This is a genomic window from Kitasatospora sp. NPDC030952 (assembly GCF_055571335.1).
The window spans coordinates 42,623-60,846 of sequence record NZ_JBVIFM010000013.1 but is presented as its reverse complement, the minus strand read 5'-3'; the positions used below and the strand labels follow the sequence as shown (position 1 = coordinate 60,846).

The 18,224-nt window shown below is 73.1% G+C and carries 11 protein-coding genes; 5 read left to right on the top strand and 6 right to left on the bottom strand.

The window, feature by feature from the left end; all coding sequences use genetic code 11:
• Nucleotides 1–105: 105 nt before the first annotated feature.
• The 3 genes from ACZ47G_RS22565 to ACZ47G_RS22555 form a co-directional block, all read right to left on the bottom strand.
• Complete coding sequence (locus ACZ47G_RS22565) at nucleotides 106–1,944, bottom strand: phospholipase C (protein ID WP_465745283.1); 1,839 nt, start codon at nucleotides 1,942–1,944, stop codon at nucleotides 106–108.
• A gap of 521 nt (nucleotides 1,945–2,465) precedes the next feature.
• On the bottom strand, nucleotides 2,466–2,990 hold the full coding sequence (locus tag ACZ47G_RS22560) for a signal peptide protein (protein ID WP_465745281.1): 525 nt from the start codon (nucleotides 2,988–2,990) through the stop codon (nucleotides 2,466–2,468).
• Nucleotides 2,991–3,147: 157 nt separating this feature from the next.
• A complete protein-coding gene (locus ACZ47G_RS22555; RefSeq protein ID WP_465745279.1) occupies nucleotides 3,148–5,073 on the bottom strand; it encodes a glycoside hydrolase family 5 protein in 1,926 nt (641 codons plus the stop codon).
• A 284-nt stretch (nucleotides 5,074–5,357) separates the two neighbouring features.
• Between ACZ47G_RS22555 and ACZ47G_RS22550 the strand changes: the two genes are divergently transcribed.
• Both ACZ47G_RS22550 and ACZ47G_RS22545 read left to right on the top strand, forming a co-directional pair.
• Nucleotides 5,358–6,776 carry an APC family permease gene (locus ACZ47G_RS22550; RefSeq protein WP_465745589.1) on the top strand — a complete coding sequence of 473 codons (1,419 nt, stop codon included), beginning with the start codon at nucleotides 5,358–5,360 and terminating at the stop codon, nucleotides 6,774–6,776.
• 43 nt (nucleotides 6,777–6,819) lie between these two features.
• Nucleotides 6,820–8,457 (top strand): amidohydrolase, encoded by a 1,638-nt coding sequence (locus ACZ47G_RS22545; RefSeq protein ID WP_465745277.1) that lies wholly within the window; start codon nucleotides 6,820–6,822, stop codon nucleotides 8,455–8,457.
• Between the two features lie 47 nt (nucleotides 8,458–8,504).
• Here ACZ47G_RS22545 and ACZ47G_RS22540 read toward each other — a convergent pair whose 3' ends face one another.
• Nucleotides 8,505–9,233: a TetR/AcrR family transcriptional regulator gene (locus ACZ47G_RS22540; protein WP_465745275.1), complete on the bottom strand. Its 729-nt coding sequence runs from the start codon at nucleotides 9,231–9,233 to the stop codon at nucleotides 8,505–8,507.
• A gap of 514 nt (nucleotides 9,234–9,747) precedes the next feature.
• Between ACZ47G_RS22540 and ACZ47G_RS22535 the strand changes: the two genes are divergently transcribed.
• Nucleotides 9,748–12,516: an SdrD B-like domain-containing protein gene (locus ACZ47G_RS22535; RefSeq protein ID WP_465745273.1), complete on the top strand. Its 2,769-nt coding sequence runs from the start codon at nucleotides 9,748–9,750 to the stop codon at nucleotides 12,514–12,516.
• A gap of 185 nt (nucleotides 12,517–12,701) precedes the next feature.
• Nucleotides 12,702–13,499, top strand: coding sequence for a hypothetical protein (locus tag ACZ47G_RS22530; protein ID WP_465745271.1), 798 nt, complete (start codon nucleotides 12,702–12,704; stop codon nucleotides 13,497–13,499).
• Nucleotides 13,500–13,536: 37 nt separating this feature from the next.
• Here ACZ47G_RS22530 and ACZ47G_RS22525 read toward each other — a convergent pair whose 3' ends face one another.
• Nucleotides 13,537–15,207: an FAD-binding dehydrogenase gene (locus ACZ47G_RS22525; RefSeq protein WP_465745269.1), complete on the bottom strand. Its 1,671-nt coding sequence runs from the start codon at nucleotides 15,205–15,207 to the stop codon at nucleotides 13,537–13,539.
• 195 nt (nucleotides 15,208–15,402) lie between these two features.
• On the opposite strand from ACZ47G_RS22525, the gene ACZ47G_RS22520 reads away from it, so the two are divergent.
• Nucleotides 15,403–16,581: an RsbRD N-terminal domain-containing protein gene (locus ACZ47G_RS22520; protein ID WP_465745267.1), complete on the top strand. Its 1,179-nt coding sequence runs from the start codon at nucleotides 15,403–15,405 to the stop codon at nucleotides 16,579–16,581.
• 37 nt (nucleotides 16,582–16,618) lie between these two features.
• Here ACZ47G_RS22520 and ACZ47G_RS22515 read toward each other — a convergent pair whose 3' ends face one another.
• Nucleotides 16,619–18,148, bottom strand: a complete 1,530-nt coding sequence (locus tag ACZ47G_RS22515; protein WP_465745588.1) for an acyl-CoA synthetase — start codon at nucleotides 18,146–18,148, stop codon at nucleotides 16,619–16,621.
• Nucleotides 18,149–18,224 lie beyond the last annotated feature (76 nt).

The following is an 18,224-nucleotide window of genomic DNA, read 5'->3' as shown; positions in this document are numbered from 1 at the left end:
GGTAGCCCGCCCCGCCCCCGGAGGCTCTGGGGGCGGGGGAAAGCGGACACCGCCGGGCCCTCGGTTTCGAGGGCCCGGCGGTGTCGTTGTTTCGGCGCTACGGCGTCAGGCGCGGCGGCCGCGCTTGCGGCGGGCGAGGTAGACCGCGCCGCCGCCGACGGCGAGCAGGGCTACGGCTGTGGCCGCGATCGGGCCGGTGTTGGAGTTGGCGCCGGTCTCGGCCAGCGGCGGGCCGGAGACGCTGGTGGTGGCGCCGGCGACGGTGGTGCTGCCGGTGGCGTCGGTGGAGGTGGCCGAGGTGGCCGAGCCGGCCGGGGTGGTGGCGGTGCCGCCGGTGGGCTGGTCGCTCGGGGTGTCGCCGCCGACCGGCTGGCCGGTGGCCGGGTCCAGGATCAGGGTGGCCGGCTGCGGGTTCTTGAAGTCGAACATGCCCTCGATGGAGCCGGCGTGCTCGTCGAAGGAGTAGTCGCCGATCCGGCCGGTCTTCCAGTTGTCCTCGACGAAGCGCAGGATCGAGGTCTGGTCGGTCTGGGTGTGGTCGACGAAGTTGGCCTTGGCGTACGGCGAGGCCACCAGCAGCGGCAGGCGGGGGCCGAAGCCGCAGCGGTCGGCGTAGCCGCCCCAGCCGGCGTCCTTGCCGCACTGGCCGGTGCCGCTCAGGCTGTCGTTGGCGGCGTCGCGCGAGCCGTTGACCGGCTCGGCGAACTTGTGGTCGTACCAGCCGTCCGAGTCGTCGTAGGCGATGACGACGGCGGTGGAGGCCCAGTCCTTGGACTTCTGCAGCTTGTTGATGGTGTCGACGACGAAGTGCTGCTCGTCCAGCGGGTCCGAGTAACCGGCGTGGCCGTCCTGGTAGTTGGCGGCCTTGAGGTAGCTGACGGCGGGCAGGTTGCCGTGCTGGACGGCGGCGTCGAAGTCGGTCAGGTCGTACTGGTGGTTGGCCTGGCCGTCGTGGCCGATCTCGTCCACCGTCTTGGGCGCCAGGTGCTGCGGGTTCGCCGTGGACTTGTAGTACTGGAAGGGCTCGTGGTGCGGGTTGTAGTCGGTCTGCGAGGCGCCCACGATGTTGTCGTGCGCGGCGCCGCAGGCGGCCTTGCCGTCCTTGGTGCCGGTCGGCTTGAAGCCGCCCTGGAACCAGCCCCAGCTGACGCCCTTGTCGTTGAGCAGGTCGCCGATGTTCTTGCCGGTCATGACGAGCTGGTTGTGCGCCGGGTTGGAGCAGTCGTCGTAGCCCGGGTCGGGGTCGTTGATGACGGTGCCGATGCCCTTGGCGTCCGGGGAGGCGACCACGTAGGCGTCGGTGGTCTGCTTGCCGGTCTTCGGGTCGACCGGGTAGCCGCCGTGCAGCTGGCCCGAGACCAGGTTGAGCGCGCCGGGGGTGGAGGGCCCGTAGTTGGTACCGAAGGAGTTGTCGCTCATCGCGAAGCGCTGGGCGTAGTTCCAGTAGCCGGTGACGGTGTTGCCGTCGTAGTAGTCCATCACCAGGCCGGGCGCGGTGTACATCGGGGCCTTGCAGCTCTCGACGTCGGTGTGCTCGACGAACTTGTCCATCTTGCCGCCGTCGAAGGCGAGCTGCTCGTCCTTGTAGGTGTGGTCCTGGTCGCAGGTGACGGCCTGGGAGGGCGTCAGCCGCACCGGGTTGTTCCGGTTCGGGTTCTTGTGCAGCAGGTCGTCGCTGAGGCCGTCCACCTTCGGGGTGCCGGGCTTGGCGGTGAACTTCACCTTGTCGTCGGCGGTGTTGGCCGCGTTCGGGTAGGTGCCGAAGTAGTGGTCGAAGGAGACGTTCTCCTGGAATATCACCACCAGGTGCTTGATCGGGGTGGCGGTCTGCGGGCCGTCGGCCGCGAAGGCGGCGGGCGCGGTGCCGAAGGCGGTCAGCGAGGCCGCGCCGATCAGGCCGGCACCGTAGCGGAGCCACCTGTTGCGGCTGGGAACTGCGTGCATGTCGGTTCCTCGGACGTCATCGTCATACGTGTCAGAAGTTGGGGCCGTGACGCGCGTAGCACGAGCGGCGCGGCGGCTAGACGCTAGAGCGTAGCGGTGAACACGGTTGACGAGTGCATGTGAACATGCGGTTAATCGCCGAGGGACGGAACTCTTCATCAGGGCTGCCGCCGGGCAGACAAGTCCGATGAATGGCGCTCGAATCCGGCCATTGTGGGACGACTTTCAGTGCTTTCCGGCCACATATGTCGCTTCCGTCCGGGCGGGGGCGGCGACCGGGGCGGCGCGAAACCGTGGCCGAAGTCACCGCTGGCCGGCTGCGCGCGCCGGGGTCGCGGAGTGCCGGGGGGCGGGGGCCGGGGGCCGGCGGTCAGGGAGCCCCGCCCCCGGGCTGGGCGCCGTCGACCAGCACCTCGGGAGGCGGGGCGGACGGAGGCCGGGCAGCGCCCGGAGCCCGCCGCCGCCTCGGTCAGCGCACCCCGCCGCCTCGGTCAGCGCACCCCGGGCGGCCGGCCGGCAGCTCAGGCGTAGATCGCGATCCGGGGCTCGACCGTCCCCCGGGCGGGCCCGTGGAGCGCCGTGAGCCGGTAGCTCTCGGTGAGGGTGTGGCCGGAGTGCAGGACGATCTTCGCCGGGACCAGCGCCGTGTACAGCGTGCCGGTCTGGCTGGCGAGCGGCACGGTGTGCCAACGGCCGTCCGTGCCCCGCATCTCCAGCCGGAAGTCCGAGGTGCTGAGGAAGGGGCCCCGCTGGGGCGATTCGAGCAGGATCTGCGGGGCGACGGTCTGATCCGTCGGGGTGTCGTTGCGGTAACGGAAAGTGAGCTGGTGCGGTGCGCGGTCGGTCGGCAGCGCGGAGTCGGGCAGGTCCACGAAGCGCACCGGCGCGGCGGCCGGGCCGGAGGTGGCGGCGGCGGTGGCGGGGGGCGCGGTGGCCGGGGGCGCGGAGGCCGCCTGCGCGGGCGCGCTGATCGCCGCGGCGGGCAGGACGGCGAGGGCGGCGACGGTCAGCACCAGAACCCGACGGGGGATCGTCCTGGTCGGCATGGCGCCTCCTTCGGTCGAGGGGCGGCTGGGGGCCGGTCACGCGGCGGACGGTGTCCGCGGGGCCACGGACGGTCGCCGGCCGGGCGGTTCGTACTCCACCACCTTGCACGTGCCTGGCGGATGGCGCATCCGCCGGGCACGTGCCCGCCCTCGGAGGTCAGCCCAGCGGGCGGCAGAGCAGTGCGTCCGGGACGCCGTACTCCAGCCGGCTCCAGGTGTCGGCGACGCCGGCCACGTACTCGCCGTCGGCGCACTGGCCCTTGTAGGAGCCGGGTGCCCAGTCACTGGCGGTGGACCCGCCGGCGGCGGGTCGGTTGTCGCCGCGGTCGAACCAGACGGTGCGGCCGGCGGTGGGCAGGGAGGTGGCGGCCGGGGCGCAGAGCAGGGAGGACATCGCGTTGTCGTGGACGCTGTAGCCCACCGCGAAGGTGTTGTCCGGGCACTGGAGCTTGTCGTAGCCGGAGGCCCAGTCGCCCCCGGTGACGTAGCGCTGGTCGGTGACGGTCACCCAGTCGCCGGCGCCGACGGCGGGCTGCCCCGCGTCGGTGCACAGGCCGCGGCTGCTGCCGCGGCCGAGGCCGGCCAGGCGCTGGCCGTCCGGGCAGTCGCCCTTGCGGTTGCCGGGGCTCCAGTCGGGCCGGGCCAGCATCCGGGCGGAGACGTTCTGGTCGCCGTGGTCGAGGTCGAGCATGTTCCAGCGGGTGACCGGTGCGACCTGCCCGGTGTACGAGGGTGCGTCGATCAGCTTGTGCCAGTCGGCGGCGCGCCAGTCGCCGGGGTCGTTCAGACCGAGCTGCCGGCCGGCGCTGTCGTACGAGAGCAGTGCCCAACTGTCGTTGGGCACACCGTTGTTCTGCCAGCCGACCAGCGGCCAGACGGCGAAGTCGGTGTCATTGGCGGCCAGGATGTCGGTGAAGCGGTCGAACCAGGCCTGCTCCTTGGCGTCGGTGGAGCCGCGCCCGCCGGCGCCGAACTCGCTGACCCAGACCGGGGCGGTGAAGTGCTGACCGGACCGGGTGACGAACAGCGCCTCCTGGTCCACCACCTGGGCGAGCTGCTCGGGGGTGAAGTCCTCGTAGCGCGGGTCGGAGGTGGAGCCGGGGCCGCTGCCCGCGCCGGTGTTGGCCGGGCCGGTGTAGGCGTAGAAGTGGGCGGCGTAGACCAGCTTGTCGGAGCGGATCAGGGTGTTGGAGAGGGTCGCCACCGGGGTGAGCATCGGTCGGCCGTGGGAGAACCCGGCGGCGGGGATGCCGTACCAGTTGATGCCCTCCATGATGACCAGCAGGTCCGGGTCGGTCCGCAGGATCCGGTTTCCGGCCTCCTCGAAGGCGCTGTACTCGTCGTGGGCGTCGCCCAGGCCCCAGTTGGGGTCGTCCCAGGTGTCCCGGCGGACCTCGTTGCGCAGGTCCGCGCCGACGACCCGCTTGTTCGAGGCGTAGCGGTTCGCCATGAACACCCAGTCGTCCTCCCACTGCTGGGTGCTCTGGCCGCTGTTCCAGCGCTCGTTGCCGTCCAGGCCGCAGCAGAAGCGGTAGCTGGTGGTGTGGTTGTTGAGGATGACCGCGAAGCCGTCGGCGGTCAGCGCGGCGACCACGGCGTCGTAGACCTGGAGCGGGGTCCGGCCCTTGAGCTGCGGGTTGGCGGCGACGGCGACGTCCGGCACGGTACTGGTGTCGTGGATCAGCGCGTTGGCGAACGGCAGCCGGACGGCGTTCAGGCCCAGGCCGTGGAAGCCCGCCAGGATCTGGCCGATCGGCGCCCGGTCCAGGCCGAGCGGGATGTCGTACGACACCTGGCCGGCCTGGTTGTCCGCCGGGTCGGTGGTCGAGCCGCTGCCCTCCCAAGTGCCCTGGGCGCCTGCCCAGTTGCCGGCCTTGAGCTTGAACCGGTCGCCGTTGGCGTCGACGACGTAGCGCCCGCGGGTGCTCAGCGGGCCGGTCCAGGAGGCGGCCAATCGGGCGCCGCTGAGGACCGGTGCGGTGGTGGCGGTGGCCGCTTGCGCGGGTGGGGCGGTGCTCACGAGGGCGGCCAGCAGGGCCGCCACCGCGAGCAGGCCGGTGCGGGCCTTACGGATGGGGATCACGGATGCTCCGGCGAGGGTGACAGGGGCAGGGGTTGTCGACGGTACGTCAAAACAACTGCTCAGGACGAGGGTGCGGGCGGTGCGGGCGGGTTGGGGCCCTTATGACAACGGCATTGACGTGAAACGAACCCACCGGTTTCATGGCTCGCACTTCCCCCGCCCCACCCCTGCCTCACCCCCGCCCCACCCCCACACCCCCCCACGAAGAAGGCGGTGACCCGTTGGCATCGACGGTGAAGGACGACACGGGCAACGGCCCGAGAACGGGCGCCGGCCACGGCGCCATGCAGCGGTCCATCGGCCTGCTGGACGGCGCCGTCATCGCCGCCTCCAGCACGGCCGCCACCAGCAGCATCGGCATCGGCCTGGGCCTGATGGCAGGCGTCGTCGGCCTGCACCTGCCCGCGATCATGCTGCTGGCCTTCCTGCCCGTGCTCGCCATCGCGGGCGGCTACGGGCGGCTGAACGCGGTCGACCCCGACGCCGGCAGCAGCTACCGCTGGGTCGGCCGCACCCTCAGCCCCTGGCTGGGCTTCCTCACCGGCTGGGTGAACACCGTCGGCACGGTGGTCTTCATGGCCTACACCACCACCGTCACCGGCTCCGCGGTCATCCAACTCCTCGACCAGGCCCACCTGCGCAGCGTCGCGGGCCTGCGCCTGGACGCCGACTCCACCGTCCAGTGCACCCTGCTCGGCCTGGTCGTGCTGGTCGGGGCCGCCCTCGTCGCCGTCCGCGGACTCGACCTCGCCGCCCGGCTGCAGAAGGCGCTGCTGGTCTTCGAGTACGCGGTGCTGCTCGGCTTCTGCGGCTACGGGCTGTTCGCCGGCGACCAGCCGTTCTCCCTCCAGTGGTACAACCCGTTCGACCTGCCCTCCTTCGACGCCGTGGCCCAGGGCATGGTGCTCGCGGTGTTCTGCTACTGGGGGTTCGAGTCGGTGTTCAGCGTCGGCGAGGAGGTGCGGGAGCCGCGCGACGCCTCCCGGGGCGGCTTCCTCGCCCTGGTGGTGATGATGCTGCTCTTCCTGCTCGCCGGGACGGCCTTCCAACGGGTGCTGCCGCTGGACGAGTTGGCCGACAACGGCGCCCACGGACTGACCTACTTCGGCACCACCCTGGCCCATCAGCCCCTCGCCGCACTGCCGTTGATCGCCCTGACCTTCTCCGCGGTGGCCTCACTGCAGTCCTCGGTGATCCCGACCGCGCGCGGGATGTACGCGATGGGCCGCGACGGCGTGCTCGGCCCGGTCTGGACCAGGCTGCACCCCCGGCACACCACCCCCGCCGTCGGCACCCTGCTGATCACCGGCATCGCCGTGCTGCTCGCCCTCGCCTCGATCGCCATCCCCACCGTCAACGACCTGATCTCCGCCGCCGTCAACGCGATCGGCATCATCGTCGCCCTCTACTACGCGCTCACCGCCGTCGCCGCCGCCGTCCGCTTCCGCGGGCTGCTGCGCACCGACCCCTGGCAGGGACTGCGCGCCGTGGTCGGCCCGCTGCTCGGCGCGGCCGCCCTGCTCGCCGTCGGCGGGTACCTGGCCTGGAGCTTCTACGACTCCACCGACCACTTCGAACTCGCCGCCGACAACGGCTGGTTCGAGCTGACGGTGGTGGCGATGATGATCGTCACCGGACTGCCGTCGGCGGCCTGGGCCCGCTGGCGGCGGCGCTCACCGTACTTCCTCGACCCGAGCGCCTGACCCACCCTCCCGCATGAGCACCACCGAGAACGGAGCACCACCCATGACCGAGGCCGACCTGGTCTTCACCCACGGCCCCGTCCACACCGGCGACGCCGCCCGCACCCGGGCCACCGGCCTGGCCGTGACCGGCGAACGGATCACCGCGGTCGGACACGACGAGGTCCGCGCACTGATCGGACCGCGCACCGAGGTCGTGGACCTCACCGGCAAACTGCTGCTGCCGGGTTTCCAGGACGCCCACGTCCACGCGGTCTTCGGCGGCGTCGAGGCCGCCGCCTGCGACCTCACCGGCACCGTCGGCGTGACCGAGTACCTGGAGCGGATCCGCGCCTACGCCGAGGCCAACCCGGACCAGGAGTGGATCACCGGCAGCGGCTGGTCGCTGGAGAGCTTCGACGGCGGCCTGCCCACCCGGCAGCTGATCGACTCCGTCGTCCCCGACCGCCCGGTCTACCTCACCAACCGCGACCACCACGGCGCCTGGGCCAACACCCGGGCCCTCGAACTGGCCGGCCTCACCCGCGACACCCCCGACCCGGCCGACGGCCGGATCGAACGCGAACCCGACGGCGCCCCCGCCGGCACCCTCCAGGAGGGCGCCACCGCCCTGGTCGCCCGGCTGGTGCCGCCGCCCACCGCCGCCCAGCGGCTGACCGGACTGCTCCGGGCCCAGCGACTGCTGCACTCGCTCGGCATCACCGGCTGGCAGGACGCCCTGCTCGGCGAGTTCAACGGCCAGCCGGACCCCTCGGACGCCTACCTGGCCGCCGCCCGCTCCGGCGCGCTGACCGCCCGGGTGACCGGCGCGCTCTGGTGGGACCGCGAGCGCGGCGCCGAACAGATCCCCGAACTCGTCGCCCGGCGCGCCGAGTTGAGCCACGGCCGGTTCCGGGCCGGCTCGGTGAAGATCATGCAGGACGGCATCGCGGAGAACTTCACCGCCGCCATGACCAGCCCCTACCTGGACGCCTGCGGCTGCGCCACCGCCAACTCCGGCCTCAGCTTCGTCGATCCGGCCGCCCTGCGCGGATACGTCACCGAACTCGACGCCCTCGACTTCCAGGTGCACTTCCACGCGCTCGGCGACCGGGCCGTCCGGGAGGCCCTGGACGCCGTCGAGGCCGCCCGGACGGCGAACGGCCGACGCGGCACCCGGCATCACCTCGCCCACCTCCAGGTGGTCCACCCGGACGACCTGACCCGCTTCGCCCGCCTCGGCGCGATCGCCAACATCCAGCCGCTGTGGGCCGCCCACGAGCCGCAGATGGACGAACTGACCATCCCCTTCCTCGGCCCCGAACGCGCCGCCCGGCAGTACCCCTTCGCCGCGCTCCAGCGCGCGGGCGCCACCCTGGCGGCGGGCAGCGACTGGCCGGTGAGCAGCCCGGACCCGATCGCCGGACTCCACGTGGCGGTCAACCGGATGGAACCGGGCGCCGCCGACGGCCGGGTCTTCCTGCCCGAGCAGCGCCTCGACCTGCCCTCCGCGCTCGCCGCGTACACCGCCGGCTCCGCCCACGTGAACGGCCACGACACCGCCGGCACCCTCACGGTCGGGCACCTCGCCGACCTCGTCGTGCTGGACCGCGACATCCTCACCGGCGACCCGGAGCGGATCGCCGACGCCCGGGTCCTGCGCACCTACGTGGGCGGTGCGGCCGTGTACGTCGCCGACTAGCCGGGCACCGCGCGCCCATTAGCTGCCCGACGCCGATGCGGCCCGGCTCAGTGTGCCGCTCCCGTCGCGGCTCCCGCCCCCGCCGCGAGCCGGGCCGCGGCGGCGTCGAGGAGCAGGTCGAGGGCGTACGGGTAGCCGCTGCGGCGCATGTCGGTGGTGAGCAGGTGGGCGGTGGCGGCGATGTGGGGGTGGGTGGTGGCGTCGAGACGGGCGTAGGAGGCCTGCCAGACCTGGAGGTCGGCGGTGGCCGCGGCGGCCGGGAGGGCGAGGGCGGCGGCGTCGAGGGCGGCGAAGCCGAGGCTCTGGTCGACGAAGGCGTGGTAGATGCCGACGGCCTCCGGATCGGGGAAGCCGGCCGTGCGCAGCACGCCGAGGATCCGCTCGACGGCGGCGGTCTCGTGGGTGCGGCCGGTGGTGCGGTGGGCGGCGAGCAGGGCGGCCTGGGGGTGGGCGAGGTAGGCGGAGTGGATCCGCAGGCCGATGGCGCGCAGGTCGGCGCGCCAGTCGCCGGTGGGGCGCCAGCCGGCCTGGGCGCGGCCGATGAGTTCGTCGGCGATGGCCAGCAGCAGGTCGTCGGTGCTGTGGAAGTAGCGGTAGACGGCGCTGGGGTCCGCGCCGAGGGCGGCGCCGAGCCGTCGGACGGTGAGGGCGTCGGCGCGGTGCTGTTCGACCAGTCGCAGCGCGGTGTCGACGATCAGCTCCCGGGAGAGCACGACGCCCTGCTTGGTGGGCCGCCGCCGGCGGCGCTGGGGCTCGGGGACCACGCGTTCGCTCATGCCCCGCAGGTTATGTCAGCGGTGTTGACGTCGGACAGGGGCGTGTCTTCAAACTCCCGTCGTCGGCCCGCAGGCGGGAGTTTGAAGACACGCCCCACGGGCGTGCGCCGCCGTTCGTGGCCGGCGGGCTCCGGGCGAACGTTGCTCCTGGGGCTGGTGGGTTGGAATGAATCGTGGACGGTTCTGTGCAGGCTGTGCCGAATTCCCGGGGCATTCGTAGTGCTGTTCGAGGTTCGGTCACCCTACGTGGTCGAGCAGCTTTGTCGACATGGCGCTTGTTTCGTGTCAAGAGCGTGCCCGGAGCCGGATTCCCGCTGGTGGGGCCACCCGAGAGGTGAGCATTCGTCAGGTGAGCCGTGGTGGATACGTCTGACAGGTCATCAAAGTTCCACGATCGGCCACCCGGTTGGGTGAATTCCCTTTAAGCTCACGTTAATCACGGCGGTTTCAGGCCACGCTGTGGGCTCGCTCCTGTAGGCGGGCCATTTGGGCTCTTTGGATGATGAGAGCAGGGATGAAAACAACGAATGAACTGACGAACGGCGCCGCGCGCGGCCCGGGCCGGTCACGGTCGGGTCTGCCCGGTCGCCGGGCCGTCGGCCGTGTCGCGGCGCTCGCCATCGTCGTCGGCAGCAGCTCGCTGGCAGCGGTCCCGTCGGCGGTCTCGCAGCCCGGCGACGGCACCGTCACGGTCCGGGTGATCCGGGCCGTGGACAACTCCGGCACGTGGACGCCCGCGCTGGAGCCGAACATGGCGGGCGTCAAGGTGACGCTCACCGACGACACCGGGGTCTCGATCGACGGCACCACGGCGGCGGACGGCACGGTCACCCTGTCGCCCGCCACGAGCAAGGCCACCGGCGGCAAGTACCGGGTCCAGGTGGTGAATCCGAAGCCGGGCGTGCTCTTCCCGGCCTTCGCCTCCCGCCAGGGCCTGGACGGCGCGCCGAACCAGCTCAGCTCCAACGAGGAGTTCGTCGACCTCAGCGGGGGCAAGAACGTCTCCTACACCACCGGGCTCTGGAACCCGGCGGACTACTGCCAGAAGAACGCGCCGCTGGTGACCGCCTGCCAGACGGCCACCTACCAGGGCGGCACCCAGCGCACCCTGGTGTCCTTCCCGTACGGCTCGCGCGGGCAGGAGGGCCCCGGCAAGGACGTCGTGGCGACCAACCTCGCCACCGACGCCGACACCGGCACGATCTTCGGCATCGCCTGGAACAAGGCCGACAAGCGGGTGTTCTCCGCGGCGACGGCCAAGCGCACCACCGACTACGGCCCCGGCGGGTCCGGCGGGATCTACGTCACCGACCTGGCGACGAAGAAGACGAACGTCTTCACCACCGTGCCGAACGCGGGCAGCACCGCGCACGGGCCGGGGACGGACGACGCCTTCCTCGACGTCGCCGGGAAGGAGAGTCTGGGCGGCATCAAGATCACCGACGACGGCAAGGACCTGTTCGTCGTCAACCTGAACGACCGCAAGCTCTACCGCTACGACGCCACCGCGCCGACGGCCTCGGCGCCGAAGGCCTCGTACCCGATCCCGGACCCGGGCTGCCCGTCGGCCGGCGACTGGCGGCCGTACGGCCTCGGTCTGCAGGACGGCACCGGCTTCCTCGGCGGGGTCTGCTCCGGCGAGTCCACCGGCAAGCTCACGGACGTGCGCGCGCTGGTCCTGCCGTTCGACCTCGGCACCGGGGCGTTCGGCAAGCCGGTGCTCGACCAGCCGCTGGACTACCCGCGGCAGTCCACCGTCGGCACCGGCCCGTGCGACGGCGCCGGCTGGTTCCCGTGGACCAGCACCTTCCCGTCCTCGCAGAACGGCAAGGTCTGCGGCAACACCACCATCGCGTTCCCCGAACCGGAGCTGGGCGAGATCCTGTTCGAGACCGACGGCTCGATGCTGCTGGCCTTCAAGGACCGCTTCGCCGACCGCGGCCCGGGCGCCCCGGCGCCCAACTCGGCCACCGTGATGTCCGGCGGCGACCTGAACAAGGCCTGCCCGTCGAACGGCACGTACGTGATGGACGTCAACCTCGGCTGCGGCAAGACCGTCCGCGGCGCCCGGTTCTTCGCCACCGGCTGGGACGAGGTGGGCCACCACAACTCGGTGTTCGCGGGCATCGCCCTGTCCAAGGTGGAGAGCACCGTCGCGGCCTCCGCGTTCGACCCGGACCACACCGCGGTCGGCTACGGCACCTCCTTCATGGAGCGCGCGGACGGCACCCACGACCCGAAGTTCGGCCTGCGGCTGACCCCGGCGGGCACCGGCTCGCCGTTCGGCAAGGGCGCGGCCATGGGTGACCTCGAGGTGCTCTGCGACCAGGCGCCGCTGCAGATCGGCAACCGGGTCTGGTACGACCCCGAGCGCAAGGGCATCCAGAACCCGGGCCAGACCCCGGTCAAGGGCGCCACCGTCAACCTCTACGACGAGTCGGGCAAGGTGGTCGGCACCACCAAGACCACCCCGCGCGGCGAGTACTACTTCGACGACAGCGACGTCGCCGGGGGCCTCAAGCCGCACACCAAGTACACCATCCGCATCGACAACCCGGCGGACTACGCCAAGGGCGGCCCGCTCTACCACTGGGTGCCCACGGACCACGACGTCGGCGACAACCACTTCATCGACTCCAAGGGCATCGTCCCCGCCGGCGCCAAGTTCCCCGAACGGGCGCTGACCACCGGCGGACCGGGCGAGAACGACCACACCTTCGACTTCGGCTACCGCCAGCAGGAGGGAGCGCTGAAGCTGATCAAGAACGACCAGGACGGCAAGCCGCTGGCCGGTGCCAAGTTCCAGCTGTGGCACGAGACCAACGGCACCGACGGCCTGCAGGCCACCGGGACCAAGCCGGACACGCCCGTCGGTGACCCCTGCACGACCGGCAAGGACGGCATCTGCCAGGGCGCCGGCGTGCCCGGGACGTACTACTGGCAGGAGTTGAGCCCGCCCGACGGCTACTCGGCGCCCGACAACACGGTCTTCGGACCGCTGGTGCTCACCGCCGACAACCTGGAGGACGGGGTCAGCGTCACGGCCGTCAACAAGCTGATCCCCACCCCGACGCCCACCGCGTCGGCGACGCCCACCCCGACGCCGACCCCGACCACCCCGCCGAGCACGCCGGCCCCACCGGCGCCCGCTCCCGGCGGCGAACTGCCGCACACCGGGGCGAACAGCGGGATGCCGCTGATCGCGACCGGCGCCGCGGCGCTGATCGCCCTCGGCACGGCACTGTTCGTGCTGGTGCGCCGACGCCGGGCCCAGCACCGGTAGCCGTCGCCCCCGCCGCCCCGTCCTGACGGGGTGGCACCCGGACCGGGCGGGTCCGCGGACCGCGAGGACCGCGAACCCGCCCGGTTCCCGTGCCCGACCCGCCCGGGCCGCACCCGGCCCGTACCGCCCCCGACCGCCCCCGATGACGCGCACGACCCGAACGACGGATCGGAGAACACCACCGCATGGCCCGGAAGACGAAGGCCGCCGCCGCCCGCCCGCCCCGGCGCCGCCGGCCCCACTGGCTGACGGCACTGATCGCGACCGCGGTGTGCGCCGCCGTGGCCGGGGGGTTCGTCGCGTACCAGGCCGTCTCCGCCGGGGCCACGGAACGCCCGGTCACCACCGAGGAGGCGGCCCGGCTGGCGGTGTCCCGGCTGAACCTCTACCAGGCCAGCCCGGTCGGTGTGGTGCTCACCGCCGACGAGGGCGGGGGCGTGCGGATCCGGGTCGAGGGCGTCGTGGACTACCGCACCCACCGGGGCGTGGGCCGCTACCGCTCCACCGGCGCCGGCGGCGGCGAGATGGACCACGGCCTGGTGATCTGGGACACCGGCGGCCTGGGCCTGGCCCCCGAACCGGCGGGCGACCGGAGCCCGGCCTGGGAGCAGGCCGAACGCGTGCCGCGCAGCGGCTGGTCCCCGCGCTCGTACACCGCCGACCCGCTGGACGCCGGCCTCCAACTGCTCACCCAGGTCGGCGCCGACCGCCCGGACAATCCGCTGCTGCTCGCCCAGTCCGGCGCCCGCTGGCTCGGCCAGGACCGCATCGACGGCCGCGGCTACGACCGCTTCGCCGGCCCGCGCGCCCAGGGCGCCGCACCGGACGGCAACCGCTCCCCGCTCACCTACTGGGTGGACGCCGACGGCACCCTGCGCCGGGTCACCATGCGGATGGCGGGCCTCGGCACGCCGACCACCGTGGACTTCACCGGCCGCAACCCCGACGCCAAGCTCCCCGAGGCCCCCTGGCTCACCGGCTGACGGTCACCCGGGATCAGCGGCTGACGGTCACCGGGGATCAGCGGCCTCGGGCGATCGCCAGGCCGGCCGCCCGCCCCGAGAAGATGCAGCCGCCCAGGAAGGTGCCCTCCAGGGCGTTGTAGCCGTGCACGCCCCCGCCGCCGAAGCCGGCCACCTCGCCGGCGGCGTAGAGGCCGGGGACGGGCGCGCCGTCGGCGCCGAGCACCCGGGAGTCCAGGTCGGTCTGGAGGCCGCCGAGGGTCTTCCGGGACAGGATGTTGAGCCGCACGCCGATCAGCGGGCCGTGCGCCGGGTCGAGGATCCGGTGCGGCTTGGCGACCCGGGCGATCCGGTCGGTGAGCGAGCGGCGGGCGTTGTGGATCGCCATCACCTGCACGTCCTTGCTGAACTCGTTGCCCAACTCCCGGTCGCGGGCGACGATCTGCCGCTCGATGTCGGCCGGGTCGAGCTTCGGGCCGCGGGCGATCCCGTTCATGGCGGCGACCAGCTCGGGGAGGGTCCGGGCGACGACGAAGTCCACGCCGTGCCGCTTGAACCGCTCCACCGGACCGGGGGCGCCCTTCGCCAGCCTGCTCCGCACCGCGAACTTCAGGTCACGGCCGGTCAGATCGGGGTTCTGCTCCGAGCCGGAGAGCGCGAACTCCTTCTCGATGATCGACTGGGTCAGCACGAACCACGAGTAGTCGTGGCCGGTGGCCAGGATCTGCTTCATCGCGCCGATCGAGTCGGCGCCCGGCACCCCGGACATGCCGGTCAGCCGGCGCCCCTCGGCGTCGAACCACATGGAGGAGGGGCCGGGGAGGATCCGGATCGCGTGGTCCGGCCAGACCGGGTCCCAGTTGTGGACGCCCTCGGTGTAGGCCCACATCCGGTCGCGGTTGACCACCCGGCCGCCGGCCCGCTCGGTGATGGCCAGCATCCGGCCGTCGACATGGGCGGGCACCCCGGAGATCAGGTGCTCGGGAGCCGGCCCGACCCGCTCGGTGGGCCAGTTGGCGCGCATCAGGGCGTGGTTGTGCCCGATGCCGCCGGAGGTCACCACGACCGCCGCCGCCCGCTCCTCGAACGGCCCGGTCACCGCGCGCGAGGAGCTGATCCCGCGCCCGGAGTCGTCCGGCGCCAGCACCGCACCCCGGACGCCGACCACGGTGCCGTCCTCCTCGGTCAGCAGCTCGTCCACCCGGTGCCGGAAGGCGAACCGCACCAGCCCGCTGCGCTCCGCGCGCAGCACCGGGCGCAGGAAAGCCTCCACCACGCCGGGCCCGGTGCCCCAGGTGATGTGGAAGCGCGGCACCGAGTTGCCGTGGCCGGTGGCCGAGCCGGCGCCCCGCTCGGCCCACCCCACCAGCGGCACCACCCGGTGGCCCAGCTCGCGCAGGTAGCCGCGCTTGCCGCCGGCCGCCCAGGCCAGGTAGGCCTCGGCCCACTGCCGGCCCCAGTGGTCCTCGTCGTCCAGCCGGTCGAAGCCCGCCGAGCCGAACCAGTCCTGCCGGGCCAGCTCCAGGGAGTCCTTGATCCCGGCCCGGCGCTGCTCGGGGCTGTCGACGAAGAACAGTCCGCCGAGCGACCAGAACGCCTGGCCGCCCAGGTTCCGCCGGTTCTCCTGCTCGACCACCAGCACCCGCCGGCCGGCCCTGGCCAGCTCATGGGCGGCCACCAGTCCGGCCAGGCCGGCGCCGACCACGATCACCTCAGGCTGGAACGGCATGCGGCTCTCCTCCGGGGCAGTCGCCGTCGCCTGGGTGCGACGGCCGTGGTCCCATGGTCATGGGCGGGCCGTGGGCGCCGGCACTAGGCTTGTCAGGTGGTGATGAAGAAGACTGTGCCATCGGCACAAAGCCCATCGGTAGGGGGCGCGTCGGCACCCGGTGGGGTCGAGCCCCGGTCCGACCGGTCCGGCGCGGTGGCGCTGATCCTGGCGGACCAGCCGGGCATGGTCGACGCCTTCATGACCGCGATCGCCCGGGAGATCCCCGCCTACGCCAACCTCGACGCCCGTCAGCTCGAGGAGGTCCGCTCGATCATCGTCTGGACGCTCCGCCGGGTGCTCGAACTCTGGGCCGTGGACGGCGCGTTGGGCGCCGAGGACATCCGGATGTTCCGCGGTGTCGGCGCGGTCCGGGCGCGCGACGCCCGTCCGCTGGCGGCCGTGCTGCGCGCCTACCGGGTGGCCGCGCTGGCCTTCTTCGAGCGGATCGGCGAGCGCTTCGCCGACGCCGTCACCGTGCGCGACCTCAGCGCGCTCGCCCGGGTCTGGCTGACCGTGCTCGACCAGTCCTCCGAGGCGATCTTCGACGGCTACGAGTCCACCGGGCGCAGCCTCAGCGAGGACCGCGAGCACTCCCTCCGCGGACTGCTCACCGACCTGCTGCTCGGCCGGCAGAGCCACCCCGGCACCCTGCGGGCGCGGCTGCGCGAACTCGACGCGGAGCTGCCGGCCGCCTTCGACCTGATGGTGCTCTCCCCGGCGGCCGGCGCACCGGACGCGGCGGAGCGGGCGGCCGCGCTGGTCACCGCCGCGCTGGCGGCCCGGGCCGCGGGCGAGGCGGCCGACCTCGAACTCACCACGCTGCACACCACCATGGACGGGCTCGGGGTCGCCCTGGCCAAGGCCGTCGACCCGGCCGCGCTGGACCGCCTGGCGGCCGGGCACGGACTCACCGGCGCGCTGCTCACCGGGGTCACCGCCGCCACCGCGCCGCGCGCCTACCGGATCGCCGCCCACGGCGTCCGGCACGCCTCGCCGCTGGTGTGGACCGAGCGCCGGATGCTCGACCGCGGCGACCTGGAGGTGGTGGCCCTGGTGACCGGGCACCCCGACGCCGACCCGGCCCGGGTCGCCGAGGCCGTCCTCGGCCACCTCGCGCAGGACGGGACCACCCGGCGGACGCTCGACACCGTGATCTACTCCGACGGCGCCGCCGGCGCGGCCACCCGGCTGCACCTCCACCCGCAGACCGTCCGCTACCGGCTGCGCCGCCTGGCCGCCGTCACCGGCCGGGACCCGCGGACCCCGTGGAACCGCTTCGTCTTCCAGACCGCCCTGCTGGCCGCTCCCGCCGGGAAGGCCGACGTCTTCTAGCCGACCGTCGCTCCGCCCGGGGGAGGCGGGTTCGGCCTCAGTGCGCCAGTTGTGCCCGGAGTTCCCGCTTGAGCAGCTTGCCGCTCTGGTTGCGCGGCAGTTCGGCGACGAAGACGACGCTCTTCGGCGCCTTGAACGGCGCGAGCCGGCTCCGGACGTGGGCGATCAGCTCCGCCGCCGTGGGCGCGGCGGAGCCGGGCCGCAGCACGACGAACGCGGTGACCGCCTCGATCCACTTCGGGTCGGGCGCGCCGATCACCGCGACCTCCGCCACGGCGGGGTGGCCGTAGAGGGCCTCCTCGACCTCCCGGGAGGCCACCAGCACCCCGCCGGTGTTGATGACGTCCTTGATCCGGTCGACCACGGTGAGGTACCCCTCCGGATCGGCGACCACGAGGTCCCCGGAGTGGAACCAGCCGCCCTTGAACGCCTCGGCGGTCTGCTCCGGCGCCTCCCAGTAGCCGAGGCACAACTGCGGGGAGCGGTAGACGATTTCGCCCGGGGTGCCGGGCGGCACCTCGGTACCGTCCCGGTCGACGATCCGGGTCTCGACGAACAGCACCGGGCGGCCGCAGGAGGCCGGCCGGTCCGGGTGCTCCTCCGGCCGCAGCACGGTGGCCAGCGGGCCGATCTCGGACTGGCCGAAGCAGTTGTAGAAGCCCACCCCCGGGTAGCGGGCGCGCAGCCGGTCGAGCACCGCCACCGGCATGATCGAGGCGCCGTACTGGGCCTTGCGCAGCGAGGAGAGGTCGTACCGGTCCAGGTCGGGGTGGTTGGCCAGCGGCACCCACACCGTCGGCGCGAGGAACAGCGAGCCGATCCGGTCGCTCTCGATCCGCCGGAGCAGCTCGGGGATGTCGGGCGCCTCCAGCAGCAGGACGGAGGCGCCGACCGCGAGGTAGGGGAGCAGGAAGACGTGCAGGCCGGCCGAGTGGTACAGCGGCATGCAGATCAGCGGCCGGTCGTCCGCGCGCAGGTCGAGGGCGTGGATGCTCGACAGGTACGCGTGCACCAGGGCGCGGTGGGGCATCATCGCGCCCTTCGGCCGGGAGGTGGTCCCGGAGGTGTAGAGCAGCTGGGCGAGGTCCGTGTCGGCCGCGCCGGTGCCGAGTTCGGGCACCGGGCCCTCCAGCGCGGCTTCGAGCAGCCCGGCCGGGTCGTCCCGCAGCGGCACCACGTGCTCGACGCCCAGCCCGTCCCGGACCCGTTCGACCTCCGCGGTCAGTGCCGGGTCGCCGAGCACCGCGCGGCTGCCGGACTGGCCGAGCAGGTGGCGCAACTCCTCGCCGGTGAGGGCGTGGTTGACCGGGACGTGCACCAGTCCGGCCCGGGCGCAGGCGAGGAAGGCGATCGCGTACGCGTCGGAGTTGCGCCCGTACGCGGCGACCCGGTCGCCGGGGCGCAGGCCCAGCCCGAGCAGGTGCCCGGCCGCCCGGCTGACCGCCTCGTCGAGCTGCCGGTACGTCCAGCCGCGGTCACCGAAGGTGAGCGCGGTGCGGTCGGGCGTGCGGCCGGCGCTGCGGCGCAGCAGCCCGTCGACGGTGTCGGCTCGGGGGTCCTCGATCATGCTCGCGGTCTCGCTTCCGTGGTCGGGCGGCGGGTGCAGCAGCAGCCTGCCCACTGCGGACGGCACGCACCAGGGC

Excerpts from the sequence above, each read along its gene's own strand:
- ACZ47G_RS22560 (WP_465745281.1), bottom strand. The coding sequence starts at position 2,990 with ATGCCGACCAGGACGATCCCCCGTCGGGTTCTGGTGCTGACCGTCGCC.
- ACZ47G_RS22515 (WP_465745588.1), bottom strand. The coding sequence starts at position 18,148 with ATGATCGAGGACCCCCGAGCCGACACCGTCGACGGGCTGCTGCGCCGC.
- ACZ47G_RS22535 (WP_465745273.1), top strand. The coding sequence starts at position 9,748 with ATGAAAACAACGAATGAACTGACGAACGGCGCCGCGCGCGGCCCGGGC.
- ACZ47G_RS22545 (WP_465745277.1), top strand. The coding sequence starts at position 6,820 with ATGACCGAGGCCGACCTGGTCTTCACCCACGGCCCCGTCCACACCGGC.
- ACZ47G_RS22525 (WP_465745269.1), bottom strand. The coding sequence starts at position 15,207 with ATGCCGTTCCAGCCTGAGGTGATCGTGGTCGGCGCCGGCCTGGCCGGA.
- ACZ47G_RS22540 (WP_465745275.1), bottom strand. The coding sequence starts at position 9,233 with ATGAGCGAACGCGTGGTCCCCGAGCCCCAGCGCCGCCGGCGGCGGCCC.
- ACZ47G_RS22550 (WP_465745589.1), top strand. The coding sequence starts at position 5,358 with ATGCAGCGGTCCATCGGCCTGCTGGACGGCGCCGTCATCGCCGCCTCC.
- ACZ47G_RS22565 (WP_465745283.1), bottom strand. The coding sequence starts at position 1,944 with ATGCACGCAGTTCCCAGCCGCAACAGGTGGCTCCGCTACGGTGCCGGC.
- ACZ47G_RS22530 (WP_465745271.1), top strand. The coding sequence starts at position 12,702 with ATGGCCCGGAAGACGAAGGCCGCCGCCGCCCGCCCGCCCCGGCGCCGC.